Source organism: Paenibacillus sp. FSL P2-0121 (genome assembly GCF_037975345.1).
Classification (GTDB): Bacteria; Bacillota; Bacilli; order Paenibacillales; family Paenibacillaceae; genus Paenibacillus_AQ; species Paenibacillus_AQ odorifer.
Genome location: NZ_CP150245.1, coordinates 703289 through 717730, shown reverse-complemented (window position 1 = coordinate 717730; position 14442 = coordinate 703289). Strand labels below are relative to the sequence as shown.

Here is a 14442-nt window from a genome sequence, read left to right as displayed (position 1 = left end):
TTTTAAGTACGTTTTTTCTTGCTGCGTACCCCCGCGTATCCTGCGAGTAAAAGCGCAACTATGGCAAATCCCGCTCCCCCAGCAAACCCTACCATTCTTGGTTCTACCCCTTCTAATAGCCACCCGGCGAACAGCATAGATAATCCCAGCAGCGTATTTCCTACTGCAGACAGGAGTCCAAACACAAAGGGCTGCATAGCAGATGGGGTTTCCTGCATAACGAGCGTATCCAGACAGGCATTCCCCGTCCCCCCGGCAAATGACAGCAGGATGTATAACATAAATGCTACCGCAAAATGATTGCTGACACTGATGCCCATCAGTAATACACCTTCTAGTAAAAGCCCTCCGATGGCTACAATCAGCAGCCCTTTTTTTAAATAACGCGAGGTAAAAAAACTAAGGCTAAGACCGATGCCAAGCGCCGCATAAAATGCCCCCACTCCAATATCCCCCGCGTGAAATACCTGTATCGCATAGACACTGATCAGTACATTATCCAGACCATTTAGCAACGGCACCAACAGCTCATAACCGAAAATGACCTGCAACGTTAAGCTTCCGCCAATTACCATTCCCAGAGCACGCAGCCGACCGTATTGTGCTTCTTTATCGGATTTTTCTAAGTCCCCCTCAGGAAAATATGTAGCCTTCTTAGCCACCGTCACCATTTCCGAATGTTGTGGAAAATCGATACCGTAAATTAACATCGCTGCGATTAAAAAAGACACTGCATTCATAATGAATGCTGCCTCCGGACCAAACCACATCGACACCACCCCTCCACTGAACGCTCCAAGGATCAGCACGCAGCCGCTCATTAACTGCTCTAGTCCGTTGACGGTCAGCAGAGAATCTTTGGTGACGAGCAAGGGGATAGTGGACTTACGAACAGGGCTGTAAATGGCTTCGCCCGCTGCCAGTAAAAAACTTGCCATATATAACAACCACAGCTTCTCCTCCCCATCCACCCATAAAAAGGCTAAGGCTACTGGGACCCTCAGCATATCTGTAGCTATCATGATATATTTGCGTGGAATTTTGTTGCTAAGTATGCCTCCAAGCGGGGCCAGAAATAAATAAGGAAGCAGTCTCACACCTAACGAAATCCCTACCGCCATACCTGATCCCGTCAACTGCAGAACCAGCGCTAGTACTGCAACGCTAGTAAAACGATCACCAATTCCATTGATCAAGCCGGCTGTGAACAATCGTGAATATCCCTTATGACTCCTAAACATCGCAACAGCTGAGTGATTATTCATAAAATAAACCTCATTTCATCTATTTATACATATATCTAATTAGATATTAATCGAATCATTAATTTATGACAATGCTTTATTTTCAAGGATTTGCTAAGATGAAATACAGCATTACTTCACGGAAATCTCCGGGAAAGAAGGAATTGTCTTTTGAAAATAGATCGATTGCTCTCTATCGTTATCCTGCTAATGAACCGCCGCCTAATTCAGGCGAAGGAGCTAGCCGATATGTTCGAGGTATCTGTGCGCACGATTTATCGTGATATTGAAAGCATTAATGGGGCCGGAATTCCTATCGTTACCTATCAGGGAGCGAACGGTGGGATCGGGCTTATGGAAGGATACCGGCTGGACCGCAATGTTTTGACGGATCGTGAGCTGGCGGATATTTTCACGGCTCTGCAGAGCGTCTCGTCTTATGGAGGAAATGAACATACTCTGCTCATGGAAAAAATCAGCAGCGTAATCCCGCCCTCCCAATCCGCCGCCTTCCGCAGCAAAACGACTCAGCTCATCATCGACTTCTCCCCATGGGGTCTTCAACGTATTCTGGAAGAAAAGCTTGCCACTCTAAAAGAAGCACTTGAGGAAAGCGTGACCGTAAACTTTGATTATGTGGATGCTGCGGGTCAGACAAGCCAGCGTTCGGTAGAGCCCTATACTTTAGTGCTAAAGGGGCAAGCATGGTACTTATATGGATTTTGTCTCAATCGTCAGGATTTCCGTCTATTTAAGCTGTTGCGCATGAAAGAGCTCGTTAAGAATACCCAAGTTTTTATTGCAAAAGATGTGGATGCAAGCGAGCTGCCTTGGAGCAACGAGTATCAGAGATCAACCGTAACAACAGCAACACCCATCGTTTTGCAGTTTAGGGCTGAAAGCAAACATCTAGCGGAAGAGCGGTTTGATTCTACCGAGCTACTGCCCGACGGTAATGGAGGTTACAAGGTTACCATCAACTATCCTGAGGATGGATGGCTGTATGGTTTCCTGCTAAGCTTCGGGATGCATGTAGAAATCTTAGAGCCACCGCATATTCGGCAAAAGCTGGGGCAGCTTGCAGCAGGCATAGCAGCAAAATATACAACCTAACAATAAACCTGACGGAATGTCGTCAGGTTTATTGTTCTATACTGAACTTAAAGCGGGCGCTCGAGAGCTTGCATACCTTTAAAGGAGTGTTAAATATGGGACATGAACATGTAGAGCAAGGAGATCTTAAAATTTGTCAAAGCTGTGGGATGCCAATGCCTACGGCGGAATTGCTTGGAACGGACCAGAATGGCAACAAGATCGAAGATTACTGCGTGTACTGCTATGAGAATGGCGCATTCAAACAGCCTAACATCACGTTGCAAGAAATGGCTGACATTTGTACAGGCTATATGGTCGAAGAAGGAATGGATGAGAATGTTGCCCGTAAACTTCTCGCGGAGCAGCTGCCACATCTGAAACGTTGGAGCGATCCTGCAGCTGTGTCTCCAGCTAACTAATAGCATCACAACAAAAGAAGCGCCCTACGGAACCATAACAGTTCGTAGGACGCTCCTTTTTCCATTCTTTGTTAACCCAGTTTTTTATTGATTGTCCTGCTGTGGCTGCACTTCTTCCGTCTTCAGGAAGTCTGGCTGCGGTGAAGTCTTTTTAATAAAGAAAGCCAATACCAAAGCAACTACAGTGATCCAGGTAGCAATGTTAAAGGCATGCGTAACCCCGCTAATTGTAGCCTCTTGCGTAAGCTTAAGCATCGCTGCTTTATCGTTTAACGAAACCGTTCCGCTCATAAGCGTATCAGTGATTGTGCTCTTCGTCTTATTGGTCATTAGACTGACGAACAACGCCATTCCCAGCGCGCCTCCGACCGTCCGCAACGTATTCGACATTGCTGTACCATGCGAGCTTAAACGCTGTGGAAGCTGGTTAAGTCCAGCCGTTACAATCGGCATCGATAACATCGACATGCCTAACATCCGAACCGTGTAAGTAATAATCATATGAGTATACGTCGTACTGTCTGTAAGCTGGCTGAATTGCCAGGTCGTAATTACTGTAATAATCAGGCCTACCACAGACAGCCATCTTGCCCCGATTTTATCAAATATAATCCCCGTGATTGGAGACATAATTCCCATTAGAATGGCTCCCGGCAACAGCATAAGACCGGACTCCATTGGCGTAAAGCCACGGATCGTCTGCAAATAAATCGGCAGCAAAATCATACCCGAATATAAAGCCATCGTAATGATGATATTGATTAATGTCGTGAGTGAATACATATTGTATCTGAAAATCCGGAACTCAAGCAGTGGTGTCTCAGCCTTAAGCTCTCTCCATACGAATAAAGCCAGTGCAATCACACCCACAATGAGGCAGGTAATGACTGTTGCACTTCCCCAACCATCGGTTCCAGCATCACTGAAGCCGTACAACAATCCCCCAAAACCAATGGTAGACAGGATAACACCCGTTTTATCCAGCTTCGGAGAAGTTGTTTGCCCTACATTTTGCATTGTTTTCATACCTAGCAAGGTAGAAAGAATAGCCAGCGGAAGAACGATAAAGAACAATACGCGCCAAGAATAGTTCTGAACTACCCACCCTGACAACGTTGGACCTACAGCTGGAGCAAAAATCATGGCTACCGCCATTAGCCCCATCGCTTTTCCCCGCTCTTCAATTGGGAAGATGCGAAGAAACACAATATTCATTAACGGCATCAAAATCCCTGCGCCAACCGCCTGAATGACTCTGCCGACCATGATCATTTCAAAGCCTGTTCCGATTCCACAGACAAGTGTACCTAACGAAAAAAGTGACATCGCGGTGATGAATAGCTGGCGGGTCGTAAACTTTTCCACCAGAAACGCACTAATCGGTATCAGCACACCGTTCACGAGCATAAATCCCGTTGTTAGCCACTGTGCCGTATTCGTTGCGATTTTTAGATCGTCCATTATGCTCGGCAATGCCACATTAAGAAGTGTTTGGTTCAAAAGTGCGACAAATGCACCTATTAAGAGCGCTGCAATAATCGGTCCTCTACGTATTCCCTTAGTTGCCGCTGCAGCGTTACCTGTAATTGTACTCATAAATTCTGTTTGTCTCTCCCCTGCTCTAAGATCTGAATGATTTCGGTATGAATCCTAAGTAATTCGCCTGCATCCTCGGCAGGTATATTGGATAGTGGAAGTAAGTGTCTTCTGAGCGATTGCTTACTTCTTTCCCTGATCTCTCTGCCCTTTTCAGTAATCGCCAAGTTGTATATACGCCGATCTACCTCAGAGCGCTGTCTTGTGATCAAATCGGCTTTCACCATCCGGTCCACTACTCCGCTCGCTGCACTGTTCCCCAAATGTAATAGCTCGGCAAGATCTGTAATGCCAATATCGGGATTTGCAGATATTTTGCGGAGAACCATCAACTGTGTTGGTGTGATGTCCAGCTCTTCAGCATCCTTCCACAGCAACTGCTGAAATGCATGGCTAATCCGGCGAAAAGAGGAGAATATATCATCTAATTGCTGCTCCTTATCTTCCAAATCTTCACCTCCAAAGAATTAATTAGTTAGACCATCTAATAGTTCGCATGCGTACTATTTTACACCTTAACTAAATTTCGGTCAATATTTTGCTGTAACTTTCTGAAAGTTAATTTTATATTGCAGGAAAAACATGAAAATCATACATAAGTGCACAAAGCATAAAAAAAGCGAACCAAGGTAGATCCTTGGCCCGCTTTTTCGTCTGAACAATGCTCAGGTTAAGCTGTATGAACTTTCAGGTAAAGTCTGCTGCTGAGGCTTATCCTGCAGTTTTAAATTAGATGGCTTAGTCTCTTCCTGGCTGCTGGCAATTGACATCATCAGCTTAATCCGATTCGCTTGGTTGACTACGCTAACTCCAGCATCATAGTCAATCGCCACGATATTTGCACCCGGATATAATTCCTTAAGACCTTTAATCATCCCACGCCCGGTGATATGGTTGGGCAGGCACGCGAACGGTTGAATACAGGCGATGTTGTTCACACCATTATCCAACAAATCCATCATTTCTGCGGTTAAAAACCAGCCCTCACCCATCTGATTCCCTACGGACACCAGTCGGCTGGCCTTCTCGGCAAGACCATAAATATTCTCCCGTCCTTTAGCCAGCCCCGCATCCTCAAAGGCAACCTTAATCGGCTTACGGTAAATTTCCAGATAAGAGATCAGCATGGGATTGATATAGCCGAGCCGTTTGCTTTTGCCGAATTGCTCAGCTTTGTAGATCGGATTATATACACAATAGAAAATGAAATCCAGGAAGTCCGGCATTACCGCTTCCCCGCCCTCTGCCTCGATCATCTCTATAATGCGGTTATTGGCATCCGGATGGAATTTGATCAGGATCTCACCGACAATGCCTACTCTTGGTTTAGTAATACCTGTAACGGGCAGCTTGCAGAACTCTGCAACAATCTCACGAATCAGGCGTTTGTATTCTCGGAATGAAAAGTTGGATAAGATTGCCTTGCAACGCTCCATCCCTTTGCGGAATAGAACTTCCGCACTTCCTGAAACAACCTCATGCGGCCTAAAGTGATTTAACATCCGCATCATAAGATCACCATAACAAGCGGCAGCTATCAACCGATTCGCCAGCTTAAGACTGATACGGAAACCCGGCTGATTCTCCATCCCTGAAGCGTTGAGTGAAATCACCGGAATTTGTTCAAGGTCTGAATCCTTTAAGGCTTTGCGCAGCAAAGAAATATAATTCGTAGCCCGGCAGCCGCCACCCGTCTGTGACATAATCACAGCAGTACGATCCGGATCGTATTCCCCACTTTTCAGCGCCGACAGAATCTGGCCAATCGTCACAATTGCCGGATAACACGCATCATTATTAACGTATCTCAGACCTTCTTCTGTCTCTTCGGGTCCGGTCGTCTCAAGTATCTTCAGGCGGTATCCGGCATCGCGAAACACCTGCTCAAACAATTCAAAATGAATAGGCGACATCTGTGGCGCAAGAATGGTATAGGTCTCTTTCATTTCCTTTGTAAATAACACATTAGCCTGCACTTTTGGCGGCTTTTGCGGCACTACCTTACCTTTTTCACGCTCACGCATTGCCGCCAGCAATGAACGAAGCCGAATGCGCGCTGCACCAAGATTGCTGATCTCATCGATTTTGATCAATGTATATACCTTGTTATGTCTTTCCATAATATCCTGTACGGCATCACAAGTGATCGCATCGATCCCACAGCCGAAGGAAGTCAATTGAACAAGCTCCAGATCCGAGCGGACTGCAGCAAGGCGGGCTGCACGGTACATCCGGGCATGGTAGGTCCACTGATTAACAACAGCCACATCCCCTTCGCTGTGGTCCAGATGGCAGACAGAATCTTCTGTCAGCACGACGAGTCCCATCCCGGTTATCATATCCGCTATCCCGTGATTAATCTCAGGATCGGCATGATAAGGGTGTCCACAGAGCAGGATTCCTTTGGTTCCAGTATCAGCTAGGTACACAAGGGTCTCTTCCCCTTTGGTACGCACATCACCTTTGGCGTTATCAGCCTCTGTAAGTCCCGCCTGCACCGCGGACGCAATCTCTTCTCGCGGAATGCTGGTAAATGTCTTCACCAGCCCTTTGGTCAGCGCAGAAATATCATCGAAGGTCAGGAATGGACTGACAAGCTTGATTCCATTGTCCTTTAACCCATCCATATTGTTGCGAATGACTTCGGGATAAGAGGCGACCACTGGACAATTGAAGTGATTATCCGCAGCTTCATCTTCTTTTTTCTCATACACCACCGCTGGATAAAAAATAAAATCGACACCTTTACCGATCAGGCTTTGCACATGTCCATGCGCCATCTTCGCAGGATAACATATCGATTCTGAAGGAATCGTATCCATTCCGCTTTCGAAAAGCTTCTTGCTTGATTTAGGGGAGAGAATCACCCGATAGCCCAGTTTGGTGAAAAAAGTGTGCCAGAACGGGTAATTCTCAAACATATTCATGGTACGCGGAATCCCGACGGTCCCCCGCCATGCCCCTGTTTCCGGTAAACTCTCGTACTCAAAAAACCGTTCATATTTATACTGCATCAGATTCGGCAGGACATTTTTCTCTTTTTTGACTCCTGCGCCGCGTTCGCAGCGATTGCCGGTCACATAAAAGCTCTTATCCGGAAAACGACTGATCGTCAGCGCACAGTTATTCCCACAGCGGCCACAGCGGCCTGAGGAGACCTCATATTTAAAGCTGGCAAGCTCCTCTGCTCCAAGCAGCGTACTGGATCCGTTAACCCCTGCTTGCTCACGCGCAATCAGTGCACAGCCGTAAGCTCCCATTACGCCAGCTATATCCGGTCTAACCACCGTCCGCCCCGTCAAGGACTCAAAGGCGCGCAATACAGCTTCATTATAGAAGGTACCGCCCTGAACGATGATATTTCGCCCTAAGTCCTCCGGATTGCGGATTTTAATTACCTTTTGCAGAGCATTCTTGATCACAGAGTAGGCAAGACCCGCCGATAAATCCGCTAATGATGCGCCCTCCTTCTGAACCTGCTTGACCTTAGAGTTCATGAACACCGTGCAGCGCGAGCCCAAATTAACAGGCTGAGTCGCTTCGAGTGCAGTTTTGGCAAATTCCTCGATCCCAAGTCCGAGGGCAGAGGCAAAGCTCTCCAGAAAAGAGCCACAACCGGCTGAACAAGCTTCATTGAGCATAAGGCTGTCGATAGCACCGCCACGGATTTTGATGCACTTCATGTCCTGACCACCGATATCCAGTATGAAATCTACTTCTGGCATGAACTTGGAAGCTGCCTTGTAGTGTGCAACAGTCTCTACTTCTCCGCCATCTGTCCGCAGAGCGGCCTTGATTAACCCCTCACCGTACCCTGTCACATATGATCCTGCGATATGGCAGCCTTCAGGCAGAACCCGGTAGATCTCCTTCAGTGCATCGCTGACCGAATGCAGCGGGTTGCCTTTGTTGCTGCCATAAAAGGTATAGAGAATTTCGTCAGCCGAACCGGTTAACACGAGTTTAGTTGTGGTTGAGCCGGCATCAATTCCTAGATAACAAGGTCCACGATATAAGGCTAAATCTGATCTCGCTGCAGAGGCTTTGCCGTGACGAAGCCGAAATTCTGCAAGCTCAGCGGCATTCTCAAAAAGCGGAGGCAATTCAGCATCCGCAGCTCGATCCGCAGTAAAATCAACCGCCGCAATTCGCGTGATCCAGCTTGAAAGTGGCAATACGACTGGATCAGCTTCGGAGAGCGCAGCTCCAATCGCCACGAAATACTGTGAGCGTTCCGGGAACAGGATATCCTCCTCCGCCAGCTCCAGCGTTTCCGCAAAACGCTGCCGCAAGGCAGGCAGGAAGGTCAGCGGGCCGCCAAGAAAAGCCACCCGTCCTCGAATCGGACGTCCACAAGCAAGACCGCTAATCGTCTGATTAACGATACTCTGAAAGATCGAAGCCGCCACATCCTCCCGGCGCGCTCCTTCATTAAGCAGCGGCTGTACATCGCTTTTGGCAAATACACCACAGCGTGAAGCTATGGGATAGATTCGCTCATGCTTCTCCGCCAAAACATTTAAGCCTGCCGGATCGGTCTGCAGCAGCGCTGCCATCTGATCGATGAACGCTCCTGTTCCGCCCGCGCAGGCTGTATTCATACGCTGCTCAATGCCGCCCCGAAGATATATTATCTTAGCGTCCTCTCCACCCAGTTCAATCGCCGTGTCACATTCCGGGATCAGCGCACTGATCGCCTTCGTACAGGCAATCACCTCCTGAATAAAGGGAACTCCACCTAATTTGGATAAAGACAACCCCGAGGAACCGCTTACAGTAAGCCTAGCTCCCCTCTCTGGGAATCTGTCGCGTACATCAGACAGAAGAGAGAGGGCCGCTTTTTTAATATCGCTATAATGTCTTACATAGTCTTGATAAACAATGATGTCCCGCTCTATGACAACTAATTTAGCAGTAGTTGATCCGATATCAAGCCCAATATGCAGCATTATCACTCCACCACCTCTTCTTGCTCCAAATTTGAAGCAATTATGAGGAAACTATATCATGACAACACCTTATATAAGCTGTTAAAAATGTAATAGACATCTATAAAAAGTAATTAGTAAAATTTATGATTCGCTTATCCCTGCTATCGTGTTTGCGACATGCCCTTTTACCCGTACCTTCCGCCATTCTTCCACTAATATCCCCTGCTCATCAATCAGAAAAGTAGATCGCACAATTCCCATAAATTCTTTGCCGTAAAGTTTCTTGAGCTGCCATACGCCGAACATTTCACTTACCTTATGATCCTCATCAGACAGCAGTGGAAAGGGCAAACTATGCTTCTCTGTAAATTTAGCGTGTGATGCCAAAGAGTCCGGACTAATGCCCAGAACAACCGCACCCACCGCCGTGATTTGATCAAAAGCATCACGAAATTCGCAGGCCTCCTGCGTGCAGGCTGGTGTCATATTTTTAGGGTAAAAATATAAGATGACCTTTCGGCCCAAGAAATCACTCAAACTAACCTCATGCCCATTGGAAGAGGGAAGGGTGAAATTGGGTACTTTTTGTCCAATAGCTACTTCGATCAAGATATATCCACTCCTTCTTAAGATTGGGGAATTATTCCTAAATTGCACGTATCCCCAAAAGAAATTATAATGTAGTCAACGTGAATGCGAAAGGAAGAACGAGAAATGCCACCTAGAAAGAAAAGGCACGCAAAGACTGGTAAGTCAAAAAAGAAACCGCTGCTTTGGACGCTGGCCATTATACTCCTCCTTATTATCGGTGGGGCCATTTTCTACATTACAACCATTTACAATGAGCTTGGTAGCATGTCGAATACTGAAGATTCCCCTTTTCAAAATGCAGAGACCGTTGATGTCGATACCCCTGAGCCTCCTAAGTGGGAAGGTACAGAGCCTGTTAATATCCTATTAATGGGTGTAGATGCCCGAGGTGTGAAGAAAGGGGAAATCCCCCGTTCAGATACAATGCTCGTCGCTTCTCTTGACCCTGTGAAGAAGAAAATCAGTGTATTTTCAATACTGAGAGATACGTACGTTCCGATTCCAGATCATGGCGAGAAACGTATTAATACAGCGATTATTTATGGACCTAATACTGCGATGCAGACCGTCAGCGATCTGCTCGGTATCCCAATTCAATATTATGTCTACACGGACTTCCAAGGATTCATCAAGCTGGTTGATGCCGTTGGGGGTGTGGATTATGAAGTCGAAAAAGATATGGTCTACAAAACCGTTGCAGACGGTCCGGAATATGATATTGATCTAAAAAAAGGATATCAGCATCTTGACGGCAACATGGCGTTACAATATGTTCGCTTTCGGCATGACGCTACCTCCGATTTCACTCGAACCGAGCGCCAACGCGGTTTTCTCAAGGCTGTGGCTGATAAGCTGATCAGCACCACCTCCATTGTCAAGCTGCCAAATATCCTGTCGCAGGTTACGCCTTATATTGAAACCAATATGTCAGTTAATGATATGTGGAAGCTGGCAAGCGTAGGGTATAATAGCAGTATGGGTGGCAGTGAGCAAATTCCGCCAATGGATCTGCTCACTGAGGAGACTACAAGTGACGGATCACAGGTTATCGGAATTCGTAGCGAAAAGAAGCTAAAAGAATTTATACAAGATACCATAAACGGTCCTGAGCCAACACCAACCCCTACATCGGAGAACACCTCCAATAGCAGTTCTGCCGGGACCCATTAAGGGCCTGACAAGCAAAGTTCACATGTACACAAAGCTGTGACTTGGTATAATACGGGCGGACAACGGAAAACACCGTTGTTCGCCCGTTCCCTTGAGCACCAACAATCGAAAGGATGATCACATTATGAATCGTTCCACATCTGAACAACTTTATCACGAAGCCCTCCAGCATATCGTTGGAGGTGTAAATAGCCCTTCCCGCTCCTTCAAAGCCGTTGGCGGCGGAGCACCTGTATTTATGAAACGCGCCAGTGGATCTCACTTCTGGGATGAAGACGGCAATGAATATATCGATTATCTCCAAGCCTATGGACCGATCATTACCGGCCATGCCCACCCTCATATTACCAAAGCAATTACTACAGCAGCAGAAAATGGTGTTCTTTACGGAACCCCAACCCAGCTCGAAATTAAACTTGCTAAAATGCTAAAAGAAGCCATTCCATCTATGGATAAAGTACGTTTCGTCAATTCCGGAACCGAAGCGGTTATGACAACGATTCGTGTAGCCCGTGCCTATACAAAACGCAGTAAAATCGTAAAATTCGCCGGCTGTTACCACGGCCACTCCGATCTGGTGCTCGTAGCAGCAGGATCCGGACCTTCTACACTTGGCATTCCAGACAGTGCCGGTGTTCCAAGCAGTATCGCCCAGGAAGTAATCACCGTTCCTTTTAATGATCTGGATAGCCTAAAAGAGGCGCTGGAGAAATGGGGCGAAGATGTCGCTGCTGTTATGGTTGAACCGATTGTGGGGAATTTCGGCATGGTGATGCCTAAGCCTGGTTTCCTCGAAGGACTTTGCAAGCTGGCTCACGATAATGGCTCCCTTGTTATTTATGACGAAGTCATTACTGCCTTCCGCTTCCATTATGGTTCTACACAAACCTATGCAGGGCTAGAGAATCATGAGGACATTACTCCTGACCTTACTGCACTTGGCAAAATCATCGGTGGCGGCCTGCCTATCGGCGCTTACGGCGGCCGCAAGCATGTTATGGAACAGGTAGCTCCACTTGGACCGGCATATCAAGCCGGCACAATGGCGGGCAATCCTGCGTCTATCTCTGCAGGGATTGCTTGTTTAGAGGTTCTGAGTGCAGAGGGTGTATACGAAGAAATGGATCGGCTTGCAATCCGCCTCGCCGATGGACTTCAAGCATCTGCAGACCGTCATGGCATTCCACTGACAATCAACCGCATCCGTGGTTCGTTTTCCACTCATTTCTGTAATCATCCGGTTACGAATTATGACGAGGCTCAGGATACAGACGGCGAATTGTTCGCCAGCTTCTTCCGGCATATGCTGAACCGTGGCATTAACCTTGCCCCTTCGAAATACGAAGCTTGGTTCCTGACCACAGCACATACTGATGCAGATATTGATGCTACACTTGTCGCAGCTGAAGAATCCTTCCGCGCTATGGCGGCTGAGAAATAAGATTGTTTTGAAACGGCAGTGCTTCATAAGCTAAAAAAAGCTGAATAGATTAAGGAGCTGTCCCAGTCCCATAAACCGCAAATGTTAAAAGAGCAGCGATTCTCCTATATTGGAGGATCGCTGCTCTACATTTTTACTCATCCACGGTCTGCATCTGTAGCTTGTGGCAAGCTTAAGCCAGCCGATCTCAAGCGTCAATTTCTCTAGGCTACGTAACAGGTATCGCCAGACCTTCCCGGAGTTTAGTACAAGGGTTAGGGAGCTTGAATAGATAATTAGGGAAACCCTCCCTATAATTTAGCTGATTTAGCGGAAAACAAAGAACTTACCCCATTTTTTAGGGAGGAAATCCCTAATTCTGTTCATTTACAGAGAATATAGGTTATTTTCAGGGAGTTTTCCCTAATAACTCTGTAGCTCACACCGCAAAAAGCAGAAACACACCGTATATAGTCTAGGGGTTAAACAAAGAAGCGTTTTGTAAGAGTGTGAGCGATAGTGACCACCTTTATCTACGGATTTCATCCGCTAACAGCGTTTGGAAGTCCAAATATTCTACTGCTCTCATGTAAAATCCACCTGCTTGTCCAACGTAATCTCAGTCATTAACGGTCTTAACATTTGCTCGCTCCCAGGTACTAGTGAAAACTCTACACCCTCCAGATGCTCCGGCAGCGTTGGGGCGACCAAGAATTGCATTTGTGTATGCGCTCCACCTCCATGACCACCATGCGGCTGCACTTCATATTCATTCTCACCCACCACTTCAAGCGTTAAAGCCGTTCGAAGATGGATATGTCCTACAGCTTCTTTTAAATATTTGATTTCCACAGTAACTATGCTGAAGGCTTCATACTGCATAGCATGCGTAAGTATATATTCACATTCTTCAACGACCGTCCGCTTCACAATCGGAAGCACTCCCAGCAATAAACCAGGCTCCTCCCAATATTGTCTTCTGGGTACAGTTTCATTCATAAGATGCAAATGCTGCACAATCTGAGTAGTGTTCATCTCAAATCTAGTTACCCATTCCTCAAGTAGCTTACTATCAGGGGATAATCGTTTCTTGCCTGTTATAGCTTTACGTTCCTGAATCAGACTCAAAATCTGCTCATCAATCTTTTTAACCTCATCATTGTATTCGTTGGCGAATCCTCTAATTGGCATTCTGCTCCAGTTCATTTAACGCCTCCTCTTATTACTAATTTAAATCCATTAATTGTAAGGGTACATCCTTTCGATTGATTTGTAAAATATTTGAAATATCATAATCTTGCCGATAGGTAAAAAAAAGCGACCATTAGCTTTACGCTGTAAGGTCGCCCGCTTTTTAATTCAGAGTTACTCTCCTACTCATATAAGTTCCGGATCTCCACGCCCTGAGGCAGCTTAAACGGGTTCTCCTTGTTAATTCGGTCATAGAACATAATCCCATCGAGATGGTCTATTTCATGCTGGATGATGATAGCTTGGTAGCCCTTAAATTTAAGGACAACCTCCTTGCCCTCCAGATCATAACCCTTCACCTTCACGGTTTCATACCGAGGTACAAAGCCATGCACGGGACGATCAACGGACAGACAGCCCTCGCTTTCTGGTAAGTACACCATAGACAAGGAGTGGCTTATGATCTTAGGGTTAACCCAAGCATGCTCTACAGCCCGCCCTCTCTCGTCTGTAAGATACATCGCGAACATACGCTTCTCCAGTCCGATTTGATTCGCCGACAGACCTACGCCAGAGCGCAGCTTATATTCTTCGGAAATCTCCGGGTCCTGACTGTTCTTCAGAAATTGAAGCATACATTGCAAAGCCTCACGATCTTCCGCCTGTAATGGAAGCTCCACTGGTTGTGCTACGGTACGAAGTACGGGATGACCCTCCCGCACTATATCATCCATGGTGATGATATATTCAGCATTATATTTTGAACTAGACAATATTCCATCCAC

At 46.6% G+C, this 14442-nt stretch carries 11 protein-coding genes; 4 read left to right on the top strand and 7 right to left on the bottom strand.

Features of this window, described 5'->3' with window-relative positions:
- Window positions 1-2: 2 nt before the first annotated feature.
- Window positions 3-1265, bottom strand: a complete 1263-nt coding sequence (locus MKY54_RS03140) for an MFS transporter (protein ID WP_339189429.1) — start codon at window positions 1263-1265, stop codon at window positions 3-5.
- A 150-nt stretch (window positions 1266-1415) separates the two neighbouring features.
- Between MKY54_RS03140 and MKY54_RS03135 the strand changes: the two genes are divergently transcribed.
- Window positions 1416-2357, top strand: a complete 942-nt coding sequence (locus MKY54_RS03135; protein ID WP_339189427.1) for a YafY family protein — start codon at window positions 1416-1418, stop codon at window positions 2355-2357.
- 95 nt (window positions 2358-2452) lie between these two features.
- Window positions 2453-2758 carry a zinc ribbon domain-containing protein gene (locus MKY54_RS03130; RefSeq protein WP_052096752.1) on the top strand — a complete coding sequence of 102 codons (306 nt, stop codon included), beginning with the start codon at window positions 2453-2455 and terminating at the stop codon, window positions 2756-2758.
- 84 nt (window positions 2759-2842) lie between these two features.
- Here MKY54_RS03130 and MKY54_RS03125 read toward each other — a convergent pair whose 3' ends face one another.
- From MKY54_RS03125 to bcp, 4 genes are all read right to left on the bottom strand, one after another.
- Complete coding sequence (locus tag MKY54_RS03125) at window positions 2843-4354, bottom strand: DHA2 family efflux MFS transporter permease subunit (protein ID WP_076106051.1); 1512 nt, start codon at window positions 4352-4354, stop codon at window positions 2843-2845.
- Window positions 4351-4803, bottom strand: a complete 453-nt coding sequence (locus MKY54_RS03120) for a MarR family transcriptional regulator (protein ID WP_076130529.1) — start codon at window positions 4801-4803, stop codon at window positions 4351-4353. The genes MKY54_RS03125 and MKY54_RS03120 overlap by 4 nt, the downstream gene beginning before the upstream one ends.
- Before the next feature lie 216 nt (window positions 4804-5019).
- Window positions 5020-9303 carry an acyl-CoA dehydratase activase-related protein gene (locus MKY54_RS03115; RefSeq protein WP_339189424.1) on the bottom strand — a complete coding sequence of 1428 codons (4284 nt, stop codon included), beginning with the start codon at window positions 9301-9303 and terminating at the stop codon, window positions 5020-5022.
- Window positions 9304-9426: 123 nt separating this feature from the next.
- Complete coding sequence (bcp, locus tag MKY54_RS03110; protein ID WP_076186308.1) at window positions 9427-9894, bottom strand: thioredoxin-dependent thiol peroxidase; 468 nt, start codon at window positions 9892-9894, stop codon at window positions 9427-9429.
- 105 nt (window positions 9895-9999) lie between these two features.
- Here bcp and MKY54_RS03105 point away from each other — a divergent pair, with 105 nt between their 5' ends.
- Both MKY54_RS03105 and MKY54_RS03100 read left to right on the top strand, forming a co-directional pair.
- Window positions 10000-11046: an LCP family protein gene (locus tag MKY54_RS03105; RefSeq protein ID WP_076282484.1), complete on the top strand. Its 1047-nt coding sequence runs from the start codon at window positions 10000-10002 to the stop codon at window positions 11044-11046.
- Between the two features lie 124 nt (window positions 11047-11170).
- The gene (locus MKY54_RS03100) at window positions 11171-12487 is read left to right on the top strand and encodes a glutamate-1-semialdehyde 2,1-aminomutase (RefSeq protein ID WP_339189422.1); all 1317 of its coding nucleotides are present in this window, start codon (window positions 11171-11173) and stop codon (window positions 12485-12487) included.
- Window positions 12488-13051: 564 nt separating this feature from the next.
- Here the strand turns inward: MKY54_RS03100 and MKY54_RS03095 are convergent.
- Entirely contained in the window at window positions 13052-13672 is a 621-nt protein-coding gene (locus MKY54_RS03095; protein ID WP_076130525.1) for a hypothetical protein, read from the bottom strand.
- 167 nt (window positions 13673-13839) lie between these two features.
- On the bottom strand, window positions 13840-14391 hold the full coding sequence (gene def, locus MKY54_RS03090) for a peptide deformylase (protein ID WP_036679906.1): 552 nt from the start codon (window positions 14389-14391) through the stop codon (window positions 13840-13842).
- Between the last annotated feature and the right edge of the window lie 51 nt (window positions 14392-14442).